Annotated in this window: 24 protein-coding genes and 1 pseudogene; 10 read left to right on the top strand and 15 right to left on the bottom strand. The window is 62.4% G+C overall.

Annotated features, from left to right (window positions below):
• Positions 1–263 precede the first annotated feature (263 nt).
• The 5 genes and pseudogenes from dinB to AC0L3P_RS37105 form a co-directional block, all read right to left on the bottom strand.
• Positions 264–1,297 (bottom strand): annotated as a pseudogene (gene dinB, locus AC0L3P_RS37125) (DNA polymerase IV).
• A 65-nt stretch (positions 1,298–1,362) separates the two neighbouring features.
• Entirely contained in the window at positions 1,363–2,088 is a 726-nt protein-coding gene (locus AC0L3P_RS37120) for an SOS response-associated peptidase (RefSeq protein WP_473309061.1), read from the bottom strand.
• A 262-nt stretch (positions 2,089–2,350) separates the two neighbouring features.
• Positions 2,351–3,379, bottom strand: a complete 1,029-nt coding sequence (locus AC0L3P_RS37115; RefSeq protein WP_247766646.1) for an IS110 family RNA-guided transposase — start codon at positions 3,377–3,379, stop codon at positions 2,351–2,353.
• Positions 3,380–3,461: 82 nt separating this feature from the next.
• Entirely contained in the window at positions 3,462–3,911 is a 450-nt protein-coding gene (locus AC0L3P_RS37110) for a hypothetical protein (protein ID WP_473309060.1), read from the bottom strand.
• Positions 3,912–3,957: 46 nt separating this feature from the next.
• The gene (locus tag AC0L3P_RS37105; RefSeq protein WP_473309058.1) at positions 3,958–4,353 is read right to left on the bottom strand and encodes a hypothetical protein; all 396 of its coding nucleotides are present in this window, start codon (positions 4,351–4,353) and stop codon (positions 3,958–3,960) included.
• A gap of 145 nt (positions 4,354–4,498) precedes the next feature.
• Here AC0L3P_RS37105 and ku point away from each other — a divergent pair, with 145 nt between their 5' ends.
• Together ku and AC0L3P_RS37095 are read left to right on the top strand one after the other, a co-directional pair.
• Entirely contained in the window at positions 4,499–5,368 is an 870-nt protein-coding gene (gene ku / locus AC0L3P_RS37100) for a non-homologous end joining protein Ku (protein ID WP_473309057.1), read from the top strand.
• A 76-nt stretch (positions 5,369–5,444) separates the two neighbouring features.
• Positions 5,445–5,990: an NUDIX hydrolase gene (locus AC0L3P_RS37095; protein ID WP_473309056.1), complete on the top strand. Its 546-nt coding sequence runs from the start codon at positions 5,445–5,447 to the stop codon at positions 5,988–5,990.
• On the opposite strand, the gene AC0L3P_RS37090 is transcribed toward AC0L3P_RS37095, so the two are convergent.
• The 6 genes from AC0L3P_RS37090 to AC0L3P_RS37065 all read right to left on the bottom strand — a co-directional run bounded on the left by AC0L3P_RS37090 (position 5,912) and on the right by AC0L3P_RS37065 (position 14,524).
• Positions 5,912–9,211 (bottom strand): UvrD-helicase domain-containing protein, encoded by a 3,300-nt coding sequence (locus AC0L3P_RS37090; protein WP_473309055.1) that lies wholly within the window; start codon positions 9,209–9,211, stop codon positions 5,912–5,914. The genes AC0L3P_RS37095 and AC0L3P_RS37090 overlap by 79 nt on opposite strands.
• Positions 9,208–11,808 carry a PD-(D/E)XK nuclease family protein gene (locus tag AC0L3P_RS37085; RefSeq protein WP_473309054.1) on the bottom strand — a complete coding sequence of 867 codons (2,601 nt, stop codon included), beginning with the start codon at positions 11,806–11,808 and terminating at the stop codon, positions 9,208–9,210. Before AC0L3P_RS37085 ends, AC0L3P_RS37090 begins: the two co-directional genes overlap by 4 nt.
• Before the next feature lie 172 nt (positions 11,809–11,980).
• Complete coding sequence (locus AC0L3P_RS37080; RefSeq protein ID WP_473309053.1) at positions 11,981–12,871, bottom strand: hypothetical protein; 891 nt, start codon at positions 12,869–12,871, stop codon at positions 11,981–11,983.
• A gap of 32 nt (positions 12,872–12,903) precedes the next feature.
• Positions 12,904–13,404: a DUF2937 family protein gene (locus tag AC0L3P_RS37075; RefSeq protein ID WP_473309052.1), complete on the bottom strand. Its 501-nt coding sequence runs from the start codon at positions 13,402–13,404 to the stop codon at positions 12,904–12,906.
• A gap of 11 nt (positions 13,405–13,415) precedes the next feature.
• A complete protein-coding gene (locus AC0L3P_RS37070) occupies positions 13,416–14,132 on the bottom strand; it encodes an RES family NAD+ phosphorylase (protein ID WP_473309051.1) in 717 nt (238 codons plus the stop codon).
• Positions 14,133–14,134: 2 nt separating this feature from the next.
• Complete coding sequence (locus AC0L3P_RS37065) at positions 14,135–14,524, bottom strand: antitoxin Xre/MbcA/ParS toxin-binding domain-containing protein (RefSeq protein WP_473309050.1); 390 nt, start codon at positions 14,522–14,524, stop codon at positions 14,135–14,137.
• Between the two features lie 15 nt (positions 14,525–14,539).
• Here AC0L3P_RS37065 and AC0L3P_RS37060 point away from each other — a divergent pair, with 15 nt between their 5' ends.
• The 3 genes from AC0L3P_RS37060 (at position 14,540) to AC0L3P_RS37050 (ending at position 16,161) form a co-directional block, all read left to right on the top strand.
• Positions 14,540–15,130, top strand: a complete 591-nt coding sequence (locus AC0L3P_RS37060; RefSeq protein ID WP_473309049.1) for an HAD family hydrolase — start codon at positions 14,540–14,542, stop codon at positions 15,128–15,130.
• 66 nt (positions 15,131–15,196) lie between these two features.
• Entirely contained in the window at positions 15,197–15,700 is a 504-nt protein-coding gene (locus tag AC0L3P_RS37055; RefSeq protein WP_473309048.1) for an NUDIX hydrolase, read from the top strand.
• Positions 15,697–16,161 carry a metallophosphoesterase family protein gene (locus AC0L3P_RS37050; RefSeq protein ID WP_473309047.1) on the top strand — a complete coding sequence of 155 codons (465 nt, stop codon included), beginning with the start codon at positions 15,697–15,699 and terminating at the stop codon, positions 16,159–16,161. The genes AC0L3P_RS37055 and AC0L3P_RS37050 overlap by 4 nt, the downstream gene beginning before the upstream one ends.
• 76 nt (positions 16,162–16,237) lie before the next feature.
• Here AC0L3P_RS37050 and ligD (AC0L3P_RS37045) read toward each other — a convergent pair whose 3' ends face one another.
• A complete protein-coding gene (ligD, locus tag AC0L3P_RS37045; RefSeq protein ID WP_473309046.1) occupies positions 16,238–17,185 on the bottom strand; it encodes a non-homologous end-joining DNA ligase in 948 nt (315 codons plus the stop codon).
• A gap of 147 nt (positions 17,186–17,332) precedes the next feature.
• On the opposite strand from ligD (AC0L3P_RS37045), the gene AC0L3P_RS37040 reads away from it, so the two are divergent.
• Positions 17,333–17,950, top strand: coding sequence for a cell envelope biogenesis protein TolA (locus AC0L3P_RS37040; RefSeq protein WP_473309045.1), 618 nt, complete (start codon positions 17,333–17,335; stop codon positions 17,948–17,950).
• Between the two features lie 213 nt (positions 17,951–18,163).
• On the opposite strand, the gene ligD (AC0L3P_RS37035) is transcribed toward AC0L3P_RS37040, so the two are convergent.
• Complete coding sequence (ligD, locus tag AC0L3P_RS37035; protein ID WP_473309044.1) at positions 18,164–19,084, bottom strand: non-homologous end-joining DNA ligase; 921 nt, start codon at positions 19,082–19,084, stop codon at positions 18,164–18,166.
• Between the two features lie 104 nt (positions 19,085–19,188).
• Here ligD (AC0L3P_RS37035) and AC0L3P_RS37030 point away from each other — a divergent pair, with 104 nt between their 5' ends.
• Entirely contained in the window at positions 19,189–19,377 is a 189-nt protein-coding gene (locus AC0L3P_RS37030; RefSeq protein WP_473309043.1) for a DUF3606 domain-containing protein, read from the top strand.
• 40 nt (positions 19,378–19,417) lie between these two features.
• On the opposite strand, the gene AC0L3P_RS37025 is transcribed toward AC0L3P_RS37030, so the two are convergent.
• The gene (locus tag AC0L3P_RS37025; RefSeq protein WP_473309042.1) at positions 19,418–19,681 is read right to left on the bottom strand and encodes a hypothetical protein; all 264 of its coding nucleotides are present in this window, start codon (positions 19,679–19,681) and stop codon (positions 19,418–19,420) included.
• A gap of 721 nt (positions 19,682–20,402) precedes the next feature.
• Here AC0L3P_RS37025 and AC0L3P_RS37020 point away from each other — a divergent pair.
• Entirely contained in the window at positions 20,403–22,418 is a 2,016-nt protein-coding gene (locus tag AC0L3P_RS37020; protein WP_473309041.1) for a ParB/RepB/Spo0J family partition protein, read from the top strand.
• A 315-nt stretch (positions 22,419–22,733) separates the two neighbouring features.
• Here the strand turns inward: AC0L3P_RS37020 and AC0L3P_RS37015 are convergent, their stop codons facing one another.
• On the bottom strand, positions 22,734–22,862 hold the full coding sequence (locus tag AC0L3P_RS37015; protein WP_473309040.1) for a hypothetical protein: 129 nt from the start codon (positions 22,860–22,862) through the stop codon (positions 22,734–22,736).
• A gap of 258 nt (positions 22,863–23,120) precedes the next feature.
• On the opposite strand from AC0L3P_RS37015, the gene AC0L3P_RS37010 reads away from it, so the two are divergent.
• Positions 23,121–23,432 (top strand): DUF736 domain-containing protein, encoded by a 312-nt coding sequence (locus AC0L3P_RS37010; protein WP_473309039.1) that lies wholly within the window; start codon positions 23,121–23,123, stop codon positions 23,430–23,432.
• Between the two features lie 367 nt (positions 23,433–23,799).
• The gene (locus tag AC0L3P_RS37005) at positions 23,800–24,990 is read left to right on the top strand and encodes a DUF932 domain-containing protein (protein ID WP_473309059.1); all 1,191 of its coding nucleotides are present in this window, start codon (positions 23,800–23,802) and stop codon (positions 24,988–24,990) included.
• The last annotated feature ends 153 nt before the right edge of the window (positions 24,991–25,143 follow it).

The raw sequence follows: 25,143 nt of genomic DNA, 5'->3' as shown, positions 1-25,143 counted from the left end.
CCCTGCAATCTCAAATGCCGCCGCAACCGGAAAACTGACTCCTGCTCAATCGCTTAGAGCCTTGTTCACGGACGACTAGTTGGGACGTTGTTTGATCAACAAATTGCCCTGCTGGCTCCGTATCAGCGACTCCGAAGGGCGAAATTCCGCGGCCGCCACATCGCCGCGCTCGCGGGATCCGTGGACGGCAACCGGTTTACACCGGAGTTTCTGATTGTCCCGTTGCTCGACCGATGCGTGGGCCGTGGTCGTCCATCTCACCGTCAGATCGGCAGACCGAGTTGCGGCTCGGCCTGGAATTCGCCGTGCAACGCGGACAACGAGACCCCCAGAAGCCTGACTGGCTTTGGGATCGGCATCTCGCCCTGCAGGAGACCGACAGACAGATATTCCAATTCGCTGCGGCTCGAGACCGCGATACGGATTTGCTGCGCGTGATGATCTCGAAGTCGTTGAACTTCATCTTCAGGGTAACCGTACGCCCCCGCGCGCCCTTGTCGTCACAGTGCCGCCAGACCTTGTCGATGAGTGGCTCGAGTTCGACGACCATGGCGTCGAAGTCGGTGAGGTCGGTGGGAAATGTGTTTTCTGCGCCGATGGATTTCCGGATCCGGTCGGCGCGGACCTCACGGTTGTCGACGCCCCGCGAGATCCAGTAGTAGTACTCGCCGGCTTTGCCGAAGTTGGCCTGCATAAATTCGAGCGACTGATTGCGCATGTCGAGGCCGGTGTAGAGGCCGAGGGCGTTCATCTTGGTGCTGGTCGCAGGCCCAATGCCATGGAATTTACCGACCGAAAGGGTCTCTACGAATGCCGGGCCCATCTCAGGCGTGATGACGTATTGGCCGTTGGGCTTGCGGTGGTCGGAGGCGAGCTTGGCCAGAAACTTGTTGTAGGAGATACCGGCCGAAGCGTTGAGGCCAGTTACCTCCTTGATCTTCGCACGGATCGCCAACGCGACGTACCTGGCCAACGGAATGCTCTGCAGATTTTCGGTCACGTCGAGGTAGGCCTCGTCCAGCGACAGCGGCTCGATGATCGGGGTGTGCTCGGCGAAGATCTCGCGTATTTGCTGGGAGATCGCCTTGTACACCTCAAAACGCGGCTTCACGAAGATCAGGTCTGGGCATTGCCGCTTCGCGGTAAGCGATGGTATGGCGGACCTGACGCCGAACTTGCGCGCTTCGTAGCTGGCTGCCGCCACGACGCCCCGCTCCCGGGATCCGTCGACGGCAACCGGCTTGTCGCGAAGATCTGGATTGTCCCGCTGCTCGACCGACGCGTAGAAGGCATCCATATCGACGTGGATGATCTTCCGCTGGCGTCCCGGGGAAGCTGCCTGGTCGTCTTCGTCCTCGCCGGTCACGTCGCCGGCCCGGCAGGATCTTCCTTGACGCCGCGGGCGACAATCCGGAGCGTGTCGTCCGGAAGCGGCCGCTGCAGCTTCAGGGCCTCGTCCGGAGAGGCCGTCATCCAGGCTTCGACTTCGTCCGCAGTCGTCAGGATCACCGGCATCGCCTTCGGGTGGATGGCGCCGACCTCTGCGTTCGGCTCCGTCGTGAGAAACGCAAAGATGTCGTTGGTCGTCTCGCCTTCCTTGACCTTCCGGACAGACGTCCAGTTGGCCCAGATGCCGGCGAAGCAGGCGAGGGGCCGGGTCTCATTGAGCGCGAACCAGATATCACCGCCCTCGGTTTTGTCGAACTCGCTGAACGAGTTGAACGGCACCACGCAGCGGTTTTCGGCTCCCAGCCATCTCGTCCAGTGCTTGCTCTTCACGTTGCGGATGTTGGTCGTGCCACCGTCCGGCTCCATCCGTAGCAGCTCCTTGAAATCGACGGTCTTGCCCTTGGCCTGCAGCTTCTCGGCTCGTTTCTTGGTGGCGTCCATCAGCGCTTTTGACGACGACGGCATTCCCCATCGCGCCGTAGCGAGTTCGCGGCCCTCGGCCCCGTTGCGCACGATGGGTGCCTTGTAATCGGGAAAAACCCCCGGCATCGGCGCCAGATTACCAACATATCGGTTCACGACGCGGAACAGCGCGCTGATCGCGGCTTGGTTGGTCGTGATCGAGTAGAGATTGCAGATGTGGACGGCCCCCCACTTGTCAGGATTGTAGCAGACTTTTGGCCAGATCGCTTGCTATCAGATGTCCGGCCTGTTTGCGCGGACAAAGCCCGCTGGCCGAGATGGTGTTCGCTACGCACGCTCCAAGCACATGGGCGACATTCTTAGTGCCAGTGTAATCTTCGGAAGCTCGCGCGTATCGACCGATCGGTCCTTCCATCTACTGCGTCCTGCAAGTTCGTGGGCAATCCGCCGAGCAACCTGCTCGCGGGCCGATTTCAGATCAAGTCGGCATGGCGGCTACCGGCTGCTTGTACACGCCACCCGATATCATCAGGCGCCAAGCGATGCGGGCAAACTTGTTTGCCAAGGCCACCGCGACCAACTTTGGCGGCTTTCGCCCCAGCAGCGAAGCGAGCCATTGTGTGGGCTTATGACGGCCCTTTCGGATATGCCTCAGCAGTGCGGTTGCACCGACGATCAACGTCGATCGCAGTATAGAATCTCCGGCCTTTGTAATGCCGCCGAGCCTTTGCCGGCCGCCAGTTGAATGATCCTTGGGTGTCAGCCCGAGCCACGCCGCAAAGTCGCGACCCGATCTGAACGTCTCCGGCGGCGGCGCTTTCATACTGAGCATCGACGACCCAATCGGACCGACGCCTGGAATTGTCGCAATACGCCTGCTGATGTCATCCTCGCGATGCCACTTCATCAGCTTGGCCTCGATCTTCGCCAGGCGAGCTTGGACCGCGGCATACTCGTCAGCCTGAAGGCGGAAGAGATCCCGCGCCATTTCCGGCAGGCTTTCGTCTTCGAGCACACGTTTGATGAGTGCCGCGACGTTCTGCTGGCCGGCGGGCCCGACGATACCAAACTCAGCGGCATAGCTCCTGAAAGCATTGGAGAGCTGCGACTTCACGCTGACCAGGCGTTCCCGCACAGTCATCAACATGCAAGCCGCTTGCCGTTCCTTCGACTTCACCGGTACGAACCGCATGCTGGGCCGGGTGACCGCCTCGCACAGTGCCTCGGCGTCGGCCGCGTCGTTCTTGCCGCGCTTCACGTAAGCCTTCACGTATTGAGGAGGGATCAGCTTTACCTCGTGCCCGAAAGATTGGAGCAGGCGCCCCCAATGGTGCGAGCTGCCGCAAGACTCTATGGCGACGAGAACCGGCGGAAGCCGCTCGAAGTAGCGGATCATCTCAGCTCGCCGAAATTGGCGCCGGACAACCACTACCTCATTTTCATCAACACCGTGAAGCTGGAACACCGACTTCGAGGTATCCATGCCGATACGAACGGGAATATTCATTAGACTTTCCTCTCATCTTTCTGTGACGCCGAGAGCGCCATCAAACCGTGGGGATGAGAGGCCGTCCACACCAGCACATCGGTCAGGCTTCGGTCCGAGGGTGGCGCGGCTGCGAGGCCAGTTGTAGCAGAGTCGCGGAAGGACGCCGGCCCGCCTTGGCGCATTTGCGGCAGCGCAGCCGGCTGGCGAGATCGTGCACGAAGGTGGTCGGTGGATGCTTCATCGCCGCGAGATCAACGTCGCTCGGCGTCTTGCAGCGCGCGCACTGGATCTCCAGCCAAGGGAAGCCGCCATTCACCGCTTGGTCGATTGTCGGGGACGGATCAATCGGTTCTCCGTCTGACCACATGCGTTCGTTCCAACTCTCGCATAGCAGCTTGTCGGCCTGCTGGATGAGCGCTTCCCCCTTCGATCGCGCCTCCGCCGATCGGGTAGCCAGGATGTTGGCGATTGCCCGCGCCTTGCCGAGCTCTTTCGCCAGAGCCTTTCGGTCGCCGCCCGACAGGGGCGTAGGGTGATACTTCGGGGCCATCCGGACATCCAGGCGCAAAGAGATCGGATCGGCAATCCAGAGCGGGCTACGGCGTCTCGAACGCCGGCCAGCACCCGTCTTCTTCATGCCTCCCGGTGCGCTGCTGACAGGTGTTGTCGAGCAGCCGCTGCGCGACGTCCTTCCAGACCGCGTTGCCGCCATACAATCGGACTGCATCGGCGGTCTGGATTTCCACGGTTCGCTCGCAGCGGCGGCAGGAGATGCGCAGGACGTGGCGCTGAATTTCCGAAAGACGCCGCTGCCGCATCTGGGCTCCGGTCGCCTCGGCGCGCGGGTCTTTGAGGACCGATTCCCAGTATTCGGCCGGGAGCGGCGCATCTTGAGTCGCCGCGGGGAGAGCTGGCCTGCGGGCGGCTTCAGCGGCCAGTTTTTCCATCTGCTTCGGGGTCGGCATGCGCCAGCTCGCGGGTCGGTCGGTCATTCCGAATTAGAACATAAAGTGAACAGAAGTCGAGTCCGGCTACGATGGTCGCTGAGAAAAAATCATCCCGTTAGGATGGCCCCGATGTCGGAACCAAGCCGGGCGGATCGTCTTGAATCCAGCACCAGTATTGGAGTTCCCCGTCATGGCGCCCCGCGCGAACTGGAAAGGCTTCCTGCGTCTTTCACTCGTCACCTGTCCGGTAGCGCTCTATCCGGCCACGTCGGAATCCGAAATGGTCTCTTTCAACCAGCTCAACCGGAAGACCGGGCACCGCATCAAGTACGCCAAGGTCGACACCGACACCTTCATCGAGGTGACGAAGGAAGAGCTCGAAAACGTCGCGCTGGAATCGACGCGGACCATCGAGATCGACGAGTTCGTCGACCGCAGCGAAATCGACCCGAGGTATCTGATCCGTCCCTACTACCTGGTGCCGGATGGGAAGGTCGGTCACGACGCCTTTGCCGTCGTCCGTGAAACGATCCGGGAGATGAACAAGGTTGCGATCGGTCGCGTGGTGCTGACCAATCGGGAGCACATCATTGCACTCGATCCGTTGGACAAGGGCTTGATGGGAACGTTGCTGCGCTATCTCTACGAAGTCCGTTCCGAGAAGGAGTATTTCGACGACATTCAGGACGTGAAGGTCACGAAGGACATGCTCGATCTCGCCAAACACATCGTCAATCAGAAGGCGGGTCACTTCGAGCCGGACAAGTTCGAAGACCAGTACGAAACAGCCCTCATCGATCTGATCAACCAGAAGCGAGCCGGCAAGACCGTCACCGCGAAAGAACGTCCTCGGGGCGAGAACGTCGTGGACCTGATGGACGCGCTGCGCAAAAGCATTAGAGGAGCGGCGACCGCGAAAGAGGCGCCGAAGAAGTCGGCCAAGAAGCCGCGCAAGGCGGTAGCCGGCCAGAAGGAAATGCTGATGCCGATCGCCGGCAAGAAGCCGAAGGAAGCCGCCGCTAAGAAGTCGGTGTCCAAGCCGCAGCGGAAGTCAGCCTAGCGTGCGCGATGGCTTCGCGTAAGCCACAAAGCGCGGGGCTACTCTGTTTCGAGGACACGCCACCGATCTCGAAGTCTTGCTCGGTCATCCAGGCGGACCATTTTGGCAGAACAAGGATGACGGAGCCTGGAGCATCCCGAAAGGTCTGATCGGCGCCGATGAAGCGCCGCTGTCCGCCGCCCGGCGCGAATTCGCCGAAGAAACTGGACACAACCCCGAGGGACCTTTCTTGCCACTCGGTGAGGCACGGCAACCGGGCGGCAAGGTCGTCCAGGCGTGGGCCGTCGAAGGCGATTGGGATGCCGCGCTCATCCGCAGCAACACCTTCGAATTGGAGTGGCCGCCACGTTCCGGACGCCGTCGGGCCTTTCCGGAGATCGACCGTGCGGCTTGGTTCGCCGTTGCCGACGCGAGACGGAAAATTCTCAAGGGAAGGCTATTTTCGACGATCGATTGCTCGAGGCGCTGGCAGAAGGACGCGCGTCCGGAACAGCGGACGGAATTCGTCGATGAGAACTACGCGATGTGTGCCGGCCTGCCCGCTCAACCTTTCGCGGTGATCCAGTCGATGCGGCCAGATGTCATGTACACTATCGCGCCGCGCTGTGCGCCCAAGACATGAAGATACTGACCGAGTTGCTCTCGATAGGCCATGCGATCTCGTCCGCTCGGCGCAACGTCGCTTTTCCAATCGAACGCGACCAGATCGCCGTCGTCTGCCAGAGCGACCGCATCGGCGCGCCCGGAAATCAGTCCGCTGGCGCCAGCGCTCGTTGCGCCATACAACGGCACTTCCGGAACGAGCCGATGAATGAACGGCTGTAATTCGGGCAGGGTGAAGGTGCGAAGGGCGGTGTCTGCCATCTCGTCGGGATCGGGCTTGCCGTTCGGCGTCGCGTCCGTGGCGAGCTGCCGGCAAAGGTCGTGAGCCCTTTCTCTTATATCGCTTGCTATCGCGGCGAGTTCTCCGGTCGCCAGCTCCTCCATGAGCTTGTGCAGAATGATGCCGCGCAGGCGACTTCCCTGGATCAGCACCAGGGCGTCGAGCGCTCCATCTTCGGTGGAATCCGGGAGCTGCGTCGACAGGACATCCGGATCGCTCTCGCTGGGTTTGATCCATACAATCGGCGGAGAGCCTCGCTCGATCCGCGACTGTTCTTCGGCGAAGACCTCCGCCGACTGTCGATTCTCGCTCGACTTAGGTGTGGTGACGACAGCGCGACGAAGCTTCGAGACGTCCAGTTCAGGGATGTCGTCGAGCCCGAAGTCGAGCTGCTTCGCCCAGGACTTCTCGTCGCACCAGGAGAAGTCGGGAATGACGAGCAATTCCATGGCGCGCGTGCAAGCCACGTAGAGTAGCCGAAGGTTCTCGTCGCGCTTTTCCTGGTTCTCTCCTTGCAGCGCGCTCTCCAGCGTGGGCGGCGTCACCTGACCGAGCGCCCAGTGCAGGCTCTCGTCGCTCCGGCGGTACACGAAGGGCTCGGGCGGACGCGGCATCGAGGCCCGGTTGATAGGAATGACGACCGGCCACTCAAGGCCTTTTGAGCTATGGACTGTCACGATCTCGATGGATCGGCCGTCCGCTTCGACGATGCCCTCGGCGAAGCCGGTGCCGGCTGACCAATCTTCGTCCAGATCCCGGGCGAACTGCACGAACCCGCGCACTCCATAGTTTCCGGCGCGCTCGAGCAGACCATCGACGTTGGCGAGCGAGCGCGCGGCCTGATCCGCACTGCGTCCGGCGACGATAGCGCGCACGCGAAGCCGTTCGATCGCTTCGGCGAGCAGCAGCGCAGGCGTTGTGACGCGCAGCCGGAGCCGAAGATCGCGCAATATGCCGAGCACCTCTCGCGCGAGATCGTTCTGTACGATCGTCGGGTCGGTGTTTAGCGAGAGGCGGGCCGACTCGCTGCCCGGCGGAACGGGAAGGCTCGCGGTGATCGTGAGCAAATCCTGCTCGGAGAGACCCACCAGGGGCCCTCGCAGAAGGGCACCCAAGGCCAGCGTGTCGCGCGGGTCGACGATACTTCGCACCAGCGCGACTAGATCCTGGGCCTCCTGCCGCTTGAAGAGGTTTTTTCCGGCTTGCGACGCGAAGGGTAGTCCGGCCTCCTCGAGGGCTCGCTCGTAGCGCCACAGCTCGGTCGAGACGGGCGCCAACAGGGCGATGTCCCCCGGCGTCAGGCGCCTGCTGCCGCCGTTGTTCAGTTTCAGTTCGACGTTGCCGATCAGGCGGCTGCAGATCTCGGCGACAGCGCGAGCCTCTTCGTCCCGGCTAGTGTCTATTCGGGTGTTCGGCAACAGATCGACGGATACTTTGGCGACGCTCGGAAAGCCGTAATCGGCGTCGTCTCTCGTGCCCTGCAGCGCGACGTACCCCGCCTGTTGCGCAGCGAGCGGTCCCGCGAAGCAGCCGTTGATGTGTTCGAGGATGCGCGGTCTCGAGCGAAAATTCGCCGTGACCCGAAGTATGTTGTCGGGAAACTGGGTCTCGATCGCGTTCCGCACCATGAGGTAGGTGGCGAGATCGGCTCCCCGGAAGCGGTAGATGGCCTGCTTGGGATCGCCGACCAGGAAGAGTTGGCCAGGTCTCAGGCGACGCTCCTGCCAAGCAGCACCGGCAGATCCGTCGGATCCTGCCAAAAGAAATAGAATCTCCGCCTGCACCGGGTCTGTGTCCTGGAACTCGTCGACCAGTATACGCGAGAAGTGTTTGCCGGCGGCGGCCCGTACCTCGGGATATCGGCGAAGGACCTCGCGGCAGGTGAACAGCAGGTCGTCGAAATCCATTACCGCCGCTCGCCGCTTGAACGCTTCGTATTCGGCAAGGAGTCCGTCGAGCTCGGACGAAAACACGCTGACGATCGCAGTTGCGATCCGACCCATCAGCGTTCCGTAGGCATCGCGGCATCGCGCATAATGCTGTTCAGCCTGGTCGGCGAGAGGCCCACCCTCTACGTCACCCTTGGCGCGCTTCCAAATCGAACGTCGCCTGTATTCGCGGAGATCAAACGATTTGGACCGCATCAAGGGCAGCGTCGCGGGATGCGCCGCGTCCCACAACCGCGCGAAGTCGAGGCCCGCCGCAAAGCTGCGCTCGAAGTGCGTGGCCAACGCTTCGAGATCGGCGATATCGCTTTCGGCGTCGCGCGGTCCCCCGACACGGTCGTACCAGCGGCGGAACTCGCGAACGTTCTCTCCGAAACCGAGGTGAGCGTCGGCATCCAGGTCGGGCGATAGGGGGCGGGCATTCCGATGGCGTCGCCTCGATTTGGCGAAGTCGCGCAGGAGCTTCTCGGCTCCGGTCGGATCCTTTCGCGCCACCACCGTGATCGCATCATCGGCCGGACGGGGCTCGTCGAGCCGATCGCGCCACCAATGATCGAAGATCGCGTCGAATATGAAATCGGCCTGATCGCGATCGAGAATTTCTGCGCCCGGATCGATCGCTGCCTCGACGGAATAGGTCAGCAGCAGGTCGTGGCAGAAGCCGTGTATGGTCGAGCAGGTCAACTCGTCCAGTAACTCGCTCGCCTTCTCCAGCGATCTCCGCTGCGCCGCCTTCAGTTTCGACGGAATGCATAACCGCATTTCGTCCGGAACGGTTCCGGAGAGCAGGGCGTCGAGGTAGTGAGCGATCCGTTGGCGGAGCTCGCCCGCGGCGAGCTCGGTGAAGGTGATCGCCGCGATAGACCTCGGAGCCGCACCGCCGGCGAGCAGCATAACCACCCGCCCCGCGAGCAGCGACGTCTTTCCAGTGCCTGCGGCGGCTTCGACCAGCAGCATCGAATCGAGCTCGGTCAATGCGCGGCGGCGGTCGCCGTCGTCGTTGCGCGGTGTCATGGCGTGCTCCAGAATTTGGAGAGTCCTCCCGCAGCACGGTCGAATGCTATGCGTTTGCGACGTTCGTAACCGGGCGAAGCGGGAAAGGCCAATCGAAGGTCGTTGGACCTGTCGTAGGAGAGCCTTCCAGGTACCGCATTTCCTCGGTCCAATATTGCCATGACCTCGCTCACGAAGTCGCCGATCCGGACGATCGCGGCATCGACATCCTGCAATCTGACCTCGAACGGCTCACCGGCCAGATACAGCAGCCTCGCCAAGACCCTTGGTTCTTCTTCGAGCAGTTGCCGACACGCAAGCGCGTACAAGGCACGTTGCAGTTCGGCACCGCCGCCGATCACGATGCGGGCCGCGTTCTTGGGCGGTGCTCCCGTTTTGTAGTCGGTTACCCTGACCGCAAACGGATTGCTTCGCATGTCGAGCCGGTCGATCGTGCCGCGCAGACTAACGGGCGTGCCCCGTATTGTGACCGGTATCGTCGGATCCCACGGCAGTTCGCGACCGGCTTCGAAGCCGGCGGATTGACCGAACGCCACCTCGGTCCAACTGCGCGTGCCGTCTTCGTTGATGTCCTTTCGGAGGAGGCCGGCCAGCGCCATCGCTTTCGCGTAGCCGACGGTATTGGTCCACAGCAGCCTCGGCGGGACCGGACGTTCGAGGGGCCACGCGGCGTGAACGACCTTGCTCGCATCCTCGAGCGCGTTTTCGATCTGGATGTCGGACGCCTTCGCGTATCCAGGTTCCGGTTCGAGGGCATCGACGGCGCGTCGAAGCAGCTCGTGCACCAGCTTGCCGAATTCGTCGGGCGCGATCGTCAGCGGCTGCTCGCGCTCCTGCGGGACGTCGAAACCGAGAGCGTACTTCCAGACGAATCCCAGCGGGTCTCGCAGGAGCCGTTGCAACGAGGTCGCCGACTGAACCCTCTCGATCGAACGCCTGACGGCGGGATGACCCGGCTGGAAGCATCCGTCGTGGTCCGTGAGGCGCTCGACGTGCCAATCATGCCAGCACCGGCCAGCCGAACCGACCTGATCGATGCCGGCTGCCTCTTCGGGGCGGGCCAGCAGCCGGTCGGAATGGTTGAAGGCATGCTCGGGAATCCGCTCGCGTGGAAGGACGGTCTCTTTGCGGTTCTGCAGCAGCGGGCTGCGACCGACACGACCGCCTTGCGGGCCTCGGCGGCCGCGCGAAAGCACGGCGCTTCCAGACGCGGCAGCGAGGATGACGGCGAAATGCCTGCGGTCCGCGCGCGACACCGGATCGACGTCGGAGGCGTTGGCCGGAAGGACATGGTCGGGCAAAATCGGATCTTCTCCGCTTCCCCGCGGCCAACCTCGGTTCGTGAGTCCGAGCAGCCGCACGTGGGGGCGGGGTGCGGCGGCGAGATCGCCGGCCGGACACCACACGACGGCATCGGCCGCATCCGTATCCGACGCGAGACGTATGCCCCGCAACGACAACTCGATGGCATCGGTCGGTGCGGAACGGGTTGCGGCCTGCCAAATCCGGAGCGAGCGTCCATGAAGGAACATCGCCGCCGCCTCGTCCGCCGCGTCCGGTCCCTTCGCGAGCAACTCCAGGAGGCGTACGGTGGCGTCGGCGGAAACTCGTCCAGGCGCTTGGCGGTCTGCCGTTTCGAGCGCGCGCCTCCAATCCGACACGCTCGAAAGCGCCGCGCCTCGCGGTATGGCGTCCAGCCAACGGTCCGGGAGTTCGTCCGGCGGCAGGCCTTGTCCCCGGCTCACGGCGAAAAGCCGGCGAGCGCGCTGCTGACTCAAGCCGTGCATCAGGACGTCGGCCAAGGCCGCGCAGCGTTGTCCGTCGCGCGAGGCGAGCGCCGAAACTCCATGGGAAAAATGAAGCCGGAAGCCGGTGCCTTCGGAGCATGCGAGAAAGTGATCGTCCCACGCCGTCGTGTTAGCCGACGCGATCGCGATCTCGTTGGGTTTCGCGATGCCCGAAGCGATGAGTTGCCGCGCCCATCTCAAGCTCTCGACCACCTCGTGGCGGACGTCGGCGCACGAAACGACGGCGGGCTGTTTGGTCGAGGCCGGATCCAGCCTCGAGATCGTGCCACGGAACCAGCCGGCGTCGGCTCCGGTCGGCGCGGTCCACTCGACTGGGACGACCTCGCGAAGCGCCTCGATCAACGGTCGCCAGACCGGCGCAATAAAGGACAATCCCTCGATGCGCATCTCACCGATGATCCGAGGCGCATGTCGAACGCGCTTCAGCGCGGCGTCGCGCAGTTCCCGTGGCGTCATCGCTGCCGGAGACAAGCGCGATTTCAGTCTGACCTCTATCCGAGACATGTCCGCGATGCGGCGGTGACTGTCACGGCCCGGCGCCGAGAGATCGAAGTCCGCCGCCCAGATCTTCCTCAGGGTCCGGAACACCGCCCGCGTCATGCCCGGCAGATGTCGCACGCGCTCGAGCTCGTCGAAGCCGCCTTCGTCGAGCGCCTCCTGAATTGCGGGCTCCAACTGATCGGCCGAAGCCGGAATCGCGAAACCACCGGCGAGCCTTGCGGCGACCTGTGGCAAGTTCAGGATCTGGAGACCGCAGTCGTTGGCCTGCGCCGCCGCGAAGCGGCGCATCTGGAACGCCAGGGGGCCCTGGATCACCGCGGTCCGCAGTGTGGGTACACGATCGTCGCTCAACTGCCCGCGCCCCTTTTTTTCGCGCCGATGGAAGTGTCCGTGGTCTTCGACTGAGAGGCGACTGAATGGATTGTCAGGTCAGCCAGTTGCGGTGAGCTGTCGGCTGCCCCTATCGTGGATCGCCAACCATGGACCACAACTCCCGCTCCTGCTCCGCCTCAAGTTCCTCAAGCGATACTGGGATGAGAGAGAATTCAAGGTTGTACATCGGGATCTGCCACTCATTGTACAGTGTCCCGGCATGTTCAGCGTTGGCTGTATCCAGAATTAGGCCCTCGGCATGCAACCGCGTCAGCAATTGCTCGGTCAGCCTTCTGCCGTCGTGGTGATCTTCTTTCTCCCTGTATTCCAGGCTGCCCCAGATATCGGACACCGCCTTCAATCCGGCGGGCGTGAACATGCCGACTTGCTCCATGGCCTCGGCGACGAGCAGCGCGCGCGGCCGAAACGATCCGAAATGACCGTAGGGTGGATCGCGCGGCGCACTCCATTCCAGTTTGCCGTCCTGATAGGCCTCGACATCGGCATAGAGCAGGCTCTCGCGCTGATATATGGCCCAATTGGGCGTGATGTATTCGCCGGCGTGCCCTTCGAGATAGTGCCCGTGTCGTTGCCGATCCACGTGTTCGCGAAGCTCGGCAAGGTGCGTTGGCTTCCACGAAACTGCTTCGGCATATATCAACCGCGCTAGGTGATTGTAGAACCAACCGACGATCTTGTTCAGACGGGACGCAATGAGTTTTGGTGGGCAACGCACCGCGTCGATCAGGATCAGGATCTTGGCGGCCTCTTCGTCCGCATAGTTCTCGAGGACTTTTGCTTCCCGACTGTGCGCCTGAAGTTTTTCTGCAGCGGTCCAGAAGCCCTGTGCACTCCGCAGGATGACTGGCAGGCCTTCGGCGATGAACGCCAATCGTTCGCCCTCATCGAGCTGGCATAGACGCCTTGCCTGATGGAGCCCGATGTCAGGCCCTTTGGGCCGCTTCTTTGCGTTGTTCATTGCGGCGTCCGCCTCGATCTCGCGCCTGCGCTCTATTGCGCCGACGCTTCGCGTCTCGCCAGGCGCCCAAGTCCGACTGCCGCCAACCAAAGGAGGAGAAGCGAGGCGATGAAGCCGGCGCTCATGAACAGCACCGAATCGACCGAGATAGGCAAGGCAAATTGAAAGTCCCTCCAGGTGCGGCTGGCAATGTCCTGGTCGTAGCCGTTCGCAAAGGCGGCGACGCGAGTGAACGAGCCTGGCTGGCTCATCGCGGATTGCTGCGCTCGCAGCTTGGCCAGGCGATCGATCGTCTCCGACATTCTGGTCGCCTGGTCGCGGATAAGCTGTTCTTGATTTCGGCCCATCAGCGCCAACGCGCCGGGGCGGTCGTACCCCGAGCGTCGCGAGTCCTCGTCGAAGTGACTTACGATGCGGTCGAGTTCGTCGATGGCTCCGCCGAGGCGTTGGGCATACTGCTGCGCGAACTCCGGCGCTTGCCCAAACAAGGCTGCGGCGATCAGCGAAATTGCAACAAGCAGCCACGTGCGCATGTTGGCGCTCCTTATCCAGCCACCCCCAACGCCGCCATCGAATGCGCAATGATGTCGTTGCGATCGATATCGCGGTCGGCGGCAAAATCGTAAAGGCGACTGATGCGCTCGCCGTCCCAGCGGAAGCGGAAGTGGGCGCCTTGGACGCCGCGGTCCACCAGCACCTCGTTGTTGAAGATGCAGATGAACTCGCTGCCTGGCAGTTCGGCCATTTTGAAGAGGACGCCGTGAACGCCGTCCTCGTAAAGGCGCTGTCCCATCATCCGCCGCGCCGTCTGCGACGTCTCGGGCGGCAGTCCGCGAAGATCGACGAATTTCCCGACGACCCTATTGGTGATCATCCTCATATCGACACCGCAAGCCGGCTCGTCGGTGCGGCAAAGAAATTCCTCGCGTCGAATGATCGCGCGAGCGAGCGCGCCCCGCTCGTCGGCGGCGAGTTCCAGGACCGAGTACGGCGGCGGAAGCGAATACGTGCCTTCCGGCATAGGATAGGCGAAAGGCGCGTGGTTCCAGTTCTGCAGCCTGGGAGAATTGGAGTCGGACGAAATGTCGCCGCCGGTGATGCGGGCTTTCGCTGCAAGACGCGGGTTGGTGATCGTCTCGAGCTCGGCGGCAAACGTCTGCATCTCGCGAGAACCGAACTTCTCGTAAATGTCGATGGTCGGCCATTTAGAAGGAATCAACCGACGATACTGGTCGTCGACTGAGATTTGCGGATACTCCAAACTTACCCTCCGCGCTGGGCGTCGACGTACTGTCGCACCCTGATGATGTCGCTCAGATTGCCGGTGAGCATGACGTCGAGGGCCGATGCTCCCTCGAAATAGCGGTTCGGCCGGCGGATCCAGCGCACGGCGGCCTCGGGCGAATCGAGCAGGATCCCGAGAGCTTTATAGACGGAACCCAGATGCGAAATCCGCTCAAGGGTATCCGCCGAAACGTCGCCGCCATCCTTGCGCCAACGGAAATAGGTCGAGCGGCCGGGAGATCCGAGCAATTTGATCTGCTGCTCGGTGCTCAAGTCCCAGATTTCCGCGAGTTTGAAGAAGAAATCGAGCGACGATGGGCGTGGTCCTTCTGGCTGCTGGATGGTCTGTGTCCGGTTGCTGATGTCCATAGGGCTCCTCGGGTTGTGCCAAATGGTACTCGATTTGCAAAAATAGTCCCATTTGAAAAGGTTCGAGGACAGATCGGTAAGGGCGGAGACAAGCTCATTCCCGTCTTTCTATCCGTCGACGAACAACGGGACCACGGCAAGGAATTGGAGGAGTGGCGTGGCAAGCGTTTCAAATCGGAATATCTACCGCTTGTGCGTCCCTTCTCGGCGGTCCCGAACCTGCTGCGACGCGTTCGCGACGCTGGAGTTCGGATCGCGGTCGCTTCCTCGGCCAAGAAGGATGAAGTCGATATGTATCTCGACATCGCGCGCGTCGTCGATCTCGTGGACCTCACAACTTCTTCCGACGACGTAGATGAATCAAAGCCGGCGCCGGATATCTTCAATGTCGTTCTCAAGAAGCTCAAGGTCGATGGCGCCGACGCCGTCGCGATCGGTGATACGCCGTACGATGCGGAGGCGGCTGGCAAGGCGGGAGTTCGCACGGTCGGCGTGCTTTGCGGAGGCTTTACGGAAGACGAATTGAGGAAAGCCGGGTGCGCCGAGGTGTATCCGGGGCCCGCTGCACTACTGGCCTGTTTCGAACGATCTTTGCTGTGCAATTAGCCAGTCGTCGCGCCTCAGTGCTCCTCGCCTGCTCGGCTCTCGGTTGCTCGGCAAGATAGGAGCGGTATGACTGCGGGGAAAAAGACTTCCAGGAGATCGACTTTGAGCGCGGGCATTCTCGCCTACCGCAAGGGTGCCCGTGGGCTCGAAGTTCTGCTCGTTCATCCCGGCGGTCCGTTCTGGCGTAACAAGGATGATGGCGCCTGGTCCGTTCCAAAGGGCGAAATCGATGCCAACGATCCTCCGGAGCACGTCGCGCGACGCGAGTTTGCCGAAGAACTTGGCCCGAGCGCTTCGATTGGTCCACTCCTGCCGCTGGGAGAAGTCCGACAGCGGGGAGGCAAGCGCGTCATCGCATTCGCCGGCGAGGGCCATTTTGACCCGGCCGCGCTGACCAGCAATACCTTCGATATCGAATGGCCGCCCCGAAGCGGTCGACGGCAGAGTTTTCCCGAGGTCGACCGCGCGGATTGGTTCGATATCGAGCTCGCGCGGACCAAGTTACTGTCTGCTCAGGTAGAATTTCTCGACCGTCTTTTGGCGATCGAGTTTGAGGGCACCGGGAAATGATGTTCAGGATTGGAATCATTTCAGATACGCATGGTCTGTTGAGGCCCGAGGCGGAACGAGGGCTGACGGGCGTCGATCACATCATCCATGCCGGCGACATCGGACGCCCCGAGATTGTCGACACGCTTCGCCATATCGCGCCCGTCACGGCCATTCGTGGAAACGTGGACAATGGCGCGTGGGCCCGCCAATACCCCGAGACGAAACTCGTAAGCCTGGCCGGAAAGTCGATCTACGTTCTGCACGACTTGAAGACCCTGAAGACCGATCCCGGCGCCGGCATCGATGTCATCGTCTCCGGTCATTCCCACGTGCCGAAGATCGACACGGTCGGTGGCGTTCTCTACCTGAATCCCGGCAGCGCGGGACCGCGGCGCTTCAAGCTGCCGATCACGCTTGCGACCCTCGAAATCACGCCTGACGGTGTGCGACCGGAAATCCACGACCTTGGAGGCGACTAAGTGCCGAAGGAAATTCACAGCGGAGGAGGTGAATGCCTAATTCGCTCCGTTTGCCGGTTGGGCGCGAAGGGAAGCGCTATTTGCGCGGACGTTCTCGCTCGCGCACCACATCCTTCGCCCGCTTGTCGGACCGGAGCCCGAGGTAGACGGGCTGGCGCAGTTCGCCCTTGGTCGTCCACTCCGCGAATTTGACCTCGGCAACCAACGATGGCTTGACCCAGGTCGTGGCGGCCTCGTCCTTCACTTTGGAAGGGAAGGGTGAATTTGAGGCCGTCAGCTTCATGAGCTTGGCATGGATGTCCTCCAGGACCTTGTGGCTGAAGCCAGTGCCGACATGTCCGATGTAGTGCCATGCGTCGTCCTCCCGCACGGCGAGGACCAGGGCGCCGAAGAACGGCCTGGTGCGCCTGGGCGCCGTGAAGCCCGCGATCACCACTTCCTGTCGCTTTGCCGTCTTGATCTTCAGCCAATCCGGGGTCCGACTTCCGGACCCATACGCGCTGTCGGCGCGCTTCGCCATGATGCCTTCGAGACCCTTCCGCTCGGCCTCGGCGAAGAATTTTGTGCCGTTCGCTTTACGGTGAGAGCTGAAGGCGATCAGCTTGTCGCGCGGCAGAATCGCCTTGAGCCGCTTCTTGCGCTCTAGGAGAGGCTGCTTGCGCAAGTCCACTGCGTTCTCGATCATGAGATCGAAGGCGCAATACAGGAGCTTTGCTTCATGGCGCAGCGCGTTTTGAAGCAGCTGGAAATGTGAGACGCCGTCTTGTCCGATCGCAACGAGTTCTCCGTCGATCACGGCGTCGCCCTTCACGCCCTCCAGCGCTTTGGCGACCTCGATATAGCTGCGGCTGATGATCTTGCCGTTGCGGCTGTAGAGCGCAACCTTGCCCCGCCGGATTTCCGCGATCATCCGGAAGCCATCGTACTTGTCCTCGAAAACCCAGCCGGGATCGTCGAACGGCGCGTCGGTGAGCGTGGCGAGCATCGGCTGCAAGCGCTTGGGCAGGGTCGACGTCCGGCTCATCAAGGGCCAATCCTTCAGAGCGTGTTGCGTATTGCAGGGACGTCCTTCAAGAATGAGGGAACGCTCAAAGCCTAGGCATGTTCCGTCAGGCAGCAAGTCGTAGGCTGCAGGACATCAACTATCCGGCGGGAAGGTCTAGCCAGACCGATGACAAGAAAACTGAAAACCTACCAGACTTCGCTGGGCTTCTTCGATCTGGCGATAGCCGTACCTTCCATGAAAGCGGCGCTCGAAGCGTGGGGCGCAGACAGCAATCTCTTTCATCAGGGCGCGGCCAAGGAAAGCGATGATCCGGACGTCATCGCCGCAACCATGGCGAAGCCTGGCGTCGTGCTTAGGCGTCCGGTCGGATCCGACGGATCTTTCAAAGAGCATGCCGAACTGCCCACCGATCTTGGCGACGGCCGGCCAACGAAAGCCGCCCGCAAGCCGAAAGGCTCAAAGGCGAACAAGCGGTCCTCTCGCCCTGTCGACAAGGCTGCGGAGCGGAGGGCCGCTCTCGCCTACGAACGGGAGCAGAGGCGCCGCGAGCTTGAACGGGCCAAGGAAGAGGCCGCCAGGCAGAAGGAGCGCGAACGCCGTCAGCAGGCGGTCGACAAGGCGCAGGCTACGTTGGACAAGGCCGAGCAGGAGCACGCGAAACAGGCCGCGGCCATCCAAGCCGAGGTCGAGGCTCTCGAGAAGAGGTCGCAGGCCGAAGAAACCCGCTGGGATAAGGAGAAGGCGCGATTGGAAGCTGTACTACGGCGGCACGGGGCTAGATAGCGAGCCTGTGGCACCCACGCGTGAAGGCCCGCGGTCCCCTTTAGTGTTCATCGGTCGGGATCTGTACGTGCGCTGTGGCTTGATTCACCGCGGCGCGGTTGCGTCGGTCCTCAGGAGCGAGCTCCATGACGGCCTGATGCAACTCGGCCGGAATCGTCAGCGAACTTTCCGGTGGCTTGTCCGCCCATTGCTAAAAGCGATCGAATGCATCCATCACAGGTCTTGCCGCAGGCCCCGGAAGAACGGGTGCCTGACCTTTCCCTCGGCCGACTTCGCGCGATACTCGATCTCGGCCAGAAGCTTGGGTTCAACCCAGATGCCCTTGTGGTTGATGCGCTTGGCATAGGGCTGGGTCTTTCGGATCAGGGGTTTAAGCCGCTTCTGCAGATCGGCGGCCGAGACCTTGTCGAAGCCGTGGTCGACTTTGCCAGCGTAGACCAGATCGTCGCCCTTGCGCCGGCCCACATAGAGCCCGTCCCGCTTCGTGCCATCGAGTGCGAAACCGGCAATGGTCAGCGTCTCCCGCTGCACGCAGGTCTTCTTGACCCAGTCGTTCGTGCGTCCCTTCGGATAGGCGCTGTCCCGTACCTTAGAGACCACGCCTTCGAGGCCGAGCTTGCAGGCGTGCGCGAACATCTCGCGGCCGTTTATGTCGAAACTTTCGCTGAACTGGATGTCGGTGCCATTCAGGATCTTCTTGAGTTCGGCCTTGCGCTGAAACAGCGGTAGTTTCCGAATATCGCGGCCGTTCAGATAGATTAGATCGAAGGCCACAAGCACGATGCTCTTCGACTTGCCCTTGAGTTCGTTCTGCAGGACCGAGAAATCGGTCGTGCCGTCGGCGGCCGGTACCACGATTTCGCCGTCCACCACGGCCGAGGTCGCCTTGATCCGCCAGGCATCGTGGGCGACTTTCTTGAGACGATGCGTCCAATCGTGGCCACGGCGGGTGAAGATCGTCGCCGCCTCGTTGGCCAGTTGGACCTGAACGCGATAGCCGTCGAACTTGATTTCGTGGATCCAGCGTTCTCCGGACGGCACCTTCTCGATCGAGGTGGCCAAGGCCGGTTCGATGAAGCCGGGGAAGGGCGCCTTGACGCCGATGGCAGCCGGTTTTCGACGCTGAAACGCCACTGGACAACTCCACGCTACAGCCGATTCAAATTGGCACAGTTCGAATCGTTCCGGAACCTGCGAATCCCAATCGCGTTGCTTCGACGTCGCAACAGGAGGATTCCATGGCGGTAGCGAAGAAGACGAAGACGGCGCGCGGCCGAAAGCAGGACCGAGCACGGGTGGCCGGCGGGCAGGACTACGAAGTACGGTACGAGGCGAAAAAGACCGGAAAGTCCGCACCGGCGGTGAAAAAGGTCGTCAGGAAGGTCGGCAACGCGCGCAAGCGCGTCGAGAAACGGCTGGGCCGCTGAATCGGAGCCAGGTCGGCGTCGAGGCCCGGCGCCGGTCCTTCTAGTCAGGAGGGCATTCCGGGCAGGTATCGCCGATCGAATTCAGCACGTCGCGAATCTCGTCCGCCGCTGCATCGGGGGAGACGCCTGCTGGCGGATCTTCACGGGCGATATTGAAGGCCCGCTCCCGGGCATGCGGGTCGGCGCGGTCCTGCATCCAGCCGTGCTCCTCGCACTCGCGGATGGCGCGAGCTTCCTGGAGCACCTGGATCGCCCAGCCGCGCATCGTCCGGACTGCTGGCCTTCGTTCACTCGTCATCAGCATAGGAATCGCTCCTGATACGGCGAATCGATTTGTCTGTCATTCGTTCCGGCTGCTACCACATGACTGGGATTCGCAATCGTGAGAACTCAGGGTTTGGAGTGAAAAGCCCCCACCCAGCTCTTCCTTTCCGTTCGTGCGCATCCGGCAAGTGCCGGACCGGGCTCTCGTTGAACCGAGCCGCGCAGCGTCTCGGCCGTCCGGCTTCGATCCCTCGCGCAGAATAATGTGTCGCTCGCCGGAGGCACTCGCTCGCGGGCCCCCGCCGTCATTGCATGCCGGCGTCGCTATCACTGTCCCGCGCTCGGGTGCCTTCCTAGACCGGTCTCGCGACTGCACTCGGTCCCGGGTCCCGCCGCTACGCGTCGGCGCTATGCTGACCCTCCTGCGGGTGCCTCTTTTTCTATCGGGCACGGCTTGCACCAGCCAACATGTCCCGTCCTCTCGCTCTAAGGGGCTCCGCCCCTCGCGCGCGCCAGGGTAAAGCGCCGGTCTGCCGGCGCCAACCCGAGCGGTCTCCCCGGTCTTCCGCGCTTTGTCAGAATCTCAACACTGGAAATCCAGGCACGCGCTTGTGCAGACCCGCTCTTCGAGCGGCCCTTTCGGGCGGGCGATTCCCCTCCGCTCGGGTCGCCCTGGCACTTGCTACCCCTGGTCTCGCCGACGGGCAGGGGCGCAGGCGCGGAGTGCGCCCTGCACCCATGAAAGCAAAAGGAGATCAATCATGTCGGCCAAGCACGTTGAACAACTCCCCGAGAACGGAACGCAAATTCTCATTCCGCTCAACAAGCTCAAGAAGTCCCCGAGGAATGCGCGCAAGACGCCGCACAGCGATGCGGCGATCGAGGCCTATGCGGCGAGCATCGCCGCCAAGGGCATTTTGCAAAATCTGGTCGTTGAACCGGAGGTCGACGGAGAGGGGGCGGCCACGGGGCTCTATTTCGTGACCATCGGCGAGGGCAGGCGGCTCGCCCAGCTACTGCGGGTGAAGCGGAAGGAGATCAAGAAGACCGAACCCATCCGCTGCATCGTGGATACCGCGAACGATCCGCACGAGATCAGCCTTGACGAAAATGTCACCCGGGAAAACATGCATCCCGCCGACCAGTTCGAGGCCTTCAAGAAATTAGCGGAAGAGCGCGGCTTCGGCGCGGAAGAAATCGCCGCCCGCTTCGGCGTGACGCCCCATGTGGTGCGGCAACGCCTCCGGTTGGGCGCGGTCTCTCCGAAACTGATGCAGGTCTACCGCGACGGCGATCTGGCCCTTGAGCAGTTGATGGCCTTTGCCATCACGGATGACCACGCGCGGCAGGAAGGTGTTTATGAGCGGCTGTCCTATAACCGCGACGCCAGCACCATCCGTCGCATGCTCACCGAAACCCATGTGGCCGCCACCGACCGCCGTGCCCGCTTTGTCGGTATCGAAGCGTATACCGAAGCAGGGGGCTCGATCCTTCGCGATCTCTTCACCGAGGATCGCGGCGGCTATCTGGAAGACGTGGCCCTGCTTGATCTGCTGGTGACCGCAAAGCTTGGCCGCGAAGCCGATGCGGTGCGGGCGGCCGAGGGATGGAAATGGACGGAGGCCTATCTCGATTTCCCGCATGCCCACGGCATGCGGCGGACCTATCCGCATCCGGTCGAGCTTTCGGCGAAAGACAAGTCCGCCCTTGAGGTGGCACAGACCGAATTCGACCGCCTCACCGAACGGCACCAGACGGCCGATGAACTTCCTGATGATGTGGACGCCCGGTTCGGCGAGCTTGAGGTCGAGATCGAGCGGTTAGAAGCCAAACGGCAGGCGTACGACCCCGATGACGTCGCGCGTGGCGGTGCATTCGTGATCCTCAATCACGACGGTGCCGTCCGGATCGAACGCGGTTTCATCCGGCCCGCGGACGAAAAGCCGCAATCCGAAACGGAGCAAACTGCGGGAGCCTCGGCGGTCGTCGATCCGGAGGGAGCGGGTGACCAGGCATTGCAAGATGAGAGCGATGAGGGGGCAGCTGCCTCCGACGAGGAAGAGGACGACCGCCCGCTGTCCGACATTCTCGTTCGGGACCTCACCGCACATCGCACCTTGGGATTGCGCCTCAATCTGAGCGAACAGCCCGAAACCGCGATCCTGGCAGGGACGCATGCGCTCGCGGCGCAAATCTTCTATCTCGGTGCGGATGCGCATGTCGTCGGCATCCAGCTGGCCAAGACGGATTTGGCTGGGCATGCGGAAGGGATCGAGGATACACCGGCCGGCAAGGCCTGGGCGGATCGTCATGCCAATTGGGCAAGGCAGATGCCCCGGGATGTCACTGGTCTTTGGACTTTCGTGGCCGAACTCGACCATGATAGCCGCATGGCCTTCTTTGCGCATTGCACCGCATTGACCGTCAATGCGGTTCAGCTGCCGTGGGAGCGGCGGCCGCACGCGATGGCAACAGCCGACCGGCTGGCGGAAGCCGTGTCTCTCGACATGACCGGATACTGGCGGCCGACGGTGCGCAGTTATCTGAGTCGCGTCACCAAGACGCGTATTCTGGAGGCGGTTTGCGAAGGCGTGAGCGTTGAGGCGGCCGAGCGTATGGTGGATATGAAGAAGGTCGATATGGCGGAAGCCGCCGAACAGTTACTGGCCGCGACCGACTGGTTGCCGTCTTTGCTGAGGACGACCAAGCCCAAGGATCAGTCAGATGCGCCAAACGAGACGCAGAGCGGTGATGCGTATTCGCAAGCCGCAGAATGAGGATTGAGCCGGGGCCGCGCGAGCGGCCCCGGCCAGCTTTAAATTTCGGCCGCGCGCCTGACCGGCGCGCGGTCGCTTCTTTTTGCGCACAGCGGCTATCGAAGCATGGAAGGGCCGTCACGAGCCAGACTTCGATCACTCTGATCCACGCCGTCAGCGGCAGCCGAAGGTCACTGCTCTGTCGTGCTCGCCAGTCAGCAGCAGGTGATAAGGCCGGCAGCTTTGATCGGTGTTGACCGGAGTATCGAGGTCGCTGCCTGACGGATCATTCCAAGCACACCTTCGCCCCCGTACGCGGGAGTGCGATCAGGATCGCTAGCGTTTGCCGGAACGCGCCGTTTTTGCCGTTGATGCGCTGGTGTCAGCAGGTGCCCGATTGATCCGGCTGTGTCCTTGTGCTGCGTCGATGTCGGCCGCCATGGTGGTCTCCGTCAGTTCATTCATGGCGCGTCCAACGCAACCTCGAATGGGCTGATCAGGCCCGAGGGCCGGCAAGAGCCTCGATCGCCTTCCCGCAATGGCTGCGCCTGCTTTTTTCCCCTGCCGCGAAGTGGCGGCATTCCTCGCGGAAGACAAAAAAGCAGGCTATCGCCGTCCTCCGCTTCGCTGCGGGCCTGAAGGCTGCGGGCCGATCGCTCCCCGGGCCAAGGATCGCCATCGAGGCTGCGATGGGCGCGGCCCGAGCAACAAACGGAGACCACAATGGCTACCATCGGCACCTTCACCGCTTCGGACAATGGCTACATCGGTTCGATCAAGACGCTGACCCTGAACGTCAAGGCAAAGTTCGCGGCATCCGAGAAGGACAACGACAAGGCGCCCGACTACCGCATCTTCGCCGGTACGACCGAGCTCGGTGCCGCCTGGAAGAAGACCGCCCGCGAGACCGATCGCGAATACCTCTCGGTCAAGCTCGACGATCCGACCTTCCCGGCCCCGATCTACGCCTCGCTGGTGAAGGTCGAAAGCGACGAGGGCTTCGCCCTGATCTGGTCCCGCCGCAACAGCGACTGATCCCGTGGGATCTTCAGCCCCGCCTCCTCGGAGGCGGGGCTTTTTTGCATTTCTTGCGCCCATTTGCAGGAAGAAAAGCATTTTTTCTTTGAGGAGATTGCTAAGGGCTCCGCCCTCGCGCTGGCAAGGGTGAAGCACGCTTCGCGTGCCGGCCGGAGCGGTATCCCCGGTCTTCCGCGCAAAGAATCTTCATGACGACGATGTCGTCAGGCGCGTGCAGACGCGCGCTTCCGCGCGCCCTTGTCAGGCGGGTGATCCCCCTCCACTCCGGCCGCCCTTGCCCTTGCTACCCCAGGTCTCGCCGACGGGCAGGGTTGCAGCGCAGCGCTGCGCTTCAACCTCAGCCCATAGGAGAATGACCATGAACATGATGACTTTGTCAGAAGGCCAACAGCCTGCTTCCGGCGGTTTTCGCGTGGACGTATCGCGCGGCCAGCGGATCGGCCGCGTGTCGTCCGAGTGGTTTGCGCGACCGGATGACGAGCGGTATTTGAACCTGCCGGACCTGTATGAGGCAGTGCGCGGACGAGCCGAACGCGCGCAGGCACGGAAGGTGGAAAGCCGGACCATCCGAGTGGAGGCGAGCCGGGACAATGCCGAGCGGCTGGCCCTCACTGTGTCGGGACGTGACGAGCCGGTGGCGCCGACCCATTGGAGCTTTGGTCAGTTGTGCACGCTGGTCGGTGCGCCAACATCCTACCTGCGGCAGCTTCCCGCAGCCCTATCCGCCATTAACCTGCAACACGGCTTGCTGTGGCATCGCGCCGAGCTCGTGAAAACCTTGGAGACCGACAACGGACGCGTTGAGCTTCGTGCCGTCACCGGGCCGGACTATGGCCGTATCTGGGATCATGAGTTGGTCGCGGCCGTCATGAAGATCGCCGGCAATGGCACGGGTGACACGCGTTGGAAGGTCCCGGGCGTGATGGACTGGGCGACCATGACCCACAATCCCTTTGTGGACGTGACCAAGGACACGACCACGCTCTACGCTAGTGACCGCGACGTGTTCCTGTTTCTGGTCGACGACACCAATCCGATCGAGGCGGGACGTCTGCCGGATGGATCACCGGATTTGTATTTCCGGGGGTTCTATTGCTGGAACAGCGAGGTGGGGAGCAAGACGCTTGGGATTGCGAGCTTCTATCTTCGCGCCGTCTGCATGAATCGCAACTTGTGGGGTGTCGAGAATTTCGAGGAGATCACCATCCGACATTCCAAATTTGCCGCACAACGCTTTGCGCATGAAGCTGCGCCAGCGCTGACGAGCTTTGCCAACTCGTCACCCGCGCCATTCGTCGCCGGCATTAAGGCGGCGCGGGAGCGGATCGTTGCCCGCACTGACGAGGACCGGGAGACCTTCCTCCGGAAAGGCGGGTTTTCCAAATCCGAGGCCTCGAAGATCATTGAAACTGTTCTGGGCGAGGAAAACCGCAAGCCGGAGAGCATCTTCGACTTCGTGCAGGGCATTACCGCATTTGCTCGTGGCAAGGCTCATCAGGACGCGCGCCTTGAACTAGAAGGCAAGGCAAAGCGCTTGATGGAGCGTGCAATCTGACACTGTAAGCCGCGCAATCGGGAACGGTTGCGCGGCTTCCCTCAATGCCTGATGCGCCGCCGGGGGGGGGGGGGGGGCCCGGGGGGGGGGGGGGGGGGGGGGGGGGGGGGGGGGGGGGGGGGGGGGGGGGGGGGCGCGGCGGGGGCGGGGGGG

It is taken from the genome of Bradyrhizobium sp. WSM4874 (genome assembly GCF_055811835.1).
The sequence above is the reverse complement of the archived record's forward strand: the minus strand, read 5'-3'. Positions and strand labels throughout refer to the sequence as shown.

Excerpts from the sequence above, each read along its gene's own strand:
- AC0L3P_RS37115 (WP_247766646.1), bottom strand. The coding sequence starts at position 3,379 with ATGAATATTCCCGTTCGTATCGGCATGGATACCTCGAAGTCGGTGTTC.
- AC0L3P_RS37110 (WP_473309060.1), bottom strand. The coding sequence starts at position 3,911 with ATGGCCCCGAAGTATCACCCTACGCCCCTGTCGGGCGGCGACCGAAAG.
- AC0L3P_RS37105 (WP_473309058.1), bottom strand. The coding sequence starts at position 4,353 with ATGACCGACCGACCCGCGAGCTGGCGCATGCCGACCCCGAAGCAGATG.
- ku (WP_473309057.1), top strand. The coding sequence starts at position 4,499 with ATGGCGCCCCGCGCGAACTGGAAAGGCTTCCTGCGTCTTTCACTCGTC.
- AC0L3P_RS37090 (WP_473309055.1), bottom strand. The coding sequence starts at position 9,211 with ATGACACCGCGCAACGACGACGGCGACCGCCGCCGCGCATTGACCGAG.
- AC0L3P_RS37085 (WP_473309054.1), bottom strand. The coding sequence starts at position 11,808 with ATGCGCCGCTTCGCGGCGGCGCAGGCCAACGACTGCGGTCTCCAGATC.
- AC0L3P_RS37080 (WP_473309053.1), bottom strand. The coding sequence starts at position 12,871 with ATGAACAACGCAAAGAAGCGGCCCAAAGGGCCTGACATCGGGCTCCAT.
- AC0L3P_RS37075 (WP_473309052.1), bottom strand. The coding sequence starts at position 13,404 with ATGCGCACGTGGCTGCTTGTTGCAATTTCGCTGATCGCCGCAGCCTTG.
- AC0L3P_RS37065 (WP_473309050.1), bottom strand. The coding sequence starts at position 14,524 with ATGGACATCAGCAACCGGACACAGACCATCCAGCAGCCAGAAGGACCA.
- AC0L3P_RS37055 (WP_473309048.1), top strand. The coding sequence starts at position 15,197 with ATGACTGCGGGGAAAAAGACTTCCAGGAGATCGACTTTGAGCGCGGGC.
- AC0L3P_RS37050 (WP_473309047.1), top strand. The coding sequence starts at position 15,697 with ATGATGTTCAGGATTGGAATCATTTCAGATACGCATGGTCTGTTGAGG.
- ligD (WP_473309046.1), bottom strand. The coding sequence starts at position 17,185 with ATGAGCCGGACGTCGACCCTGCCCAAGCGCTTGCAGCCGATGCTCGCC.
- AC0L3P_RS37040 (WP_473309045.1), top strand. The coding sequence starts at position 17,333 with ATGACAAGAAAACTGAAAACCTACCAGACTTCGCTGGGCTTCTTCGAT.
- AC0L3P_RS37030 (WP_473309043.1), top strand. The coding sequence starts at position 19,189 with ATGGCGGTAGCGAAGAAGACGAAGACGGCGCGCGGCCGAAAGCAGGAC.
- AC0L3P_RS37025 (WP_473309042.1), bottom strand. The coding sequence starts at position 19,681 with ATGCTGATGACGAGTGAACGAAGGCCAGCAGTCCGGACGATGCGCGGC.
- AC0L3P_RS37020 (WP_473309041.1), top strand. The coding sequence starts at position 20,403 with ATGTCGGCCAAGCACGTTGAACAACTCCCCGAGAACGGAACGCAAATT.
- AC0L3P_RS37015 (WP_473309040.1), bottom strand. The coding sequence starts at position 22,862 with ATGAATGAACTGACGGAGACCACCATGGCGGCCGACATCGACGCAGCA.
- AC0L3P_RS37010 (WP_473309039.1), top strand. The coding sequence starts at position 23,121 with ATGGCTACCATCGGCACCTTCACCGCTTCGGACAATGGCTACATCGGT.
- AC0L3P_RS37005 (WP_473309059.1), top strand. The coding sequence starts at position 23,800 with ATGATGACTTTGTCAGAAGGCCAACAGCCTGCTTCCGGCGGTTTTCGC.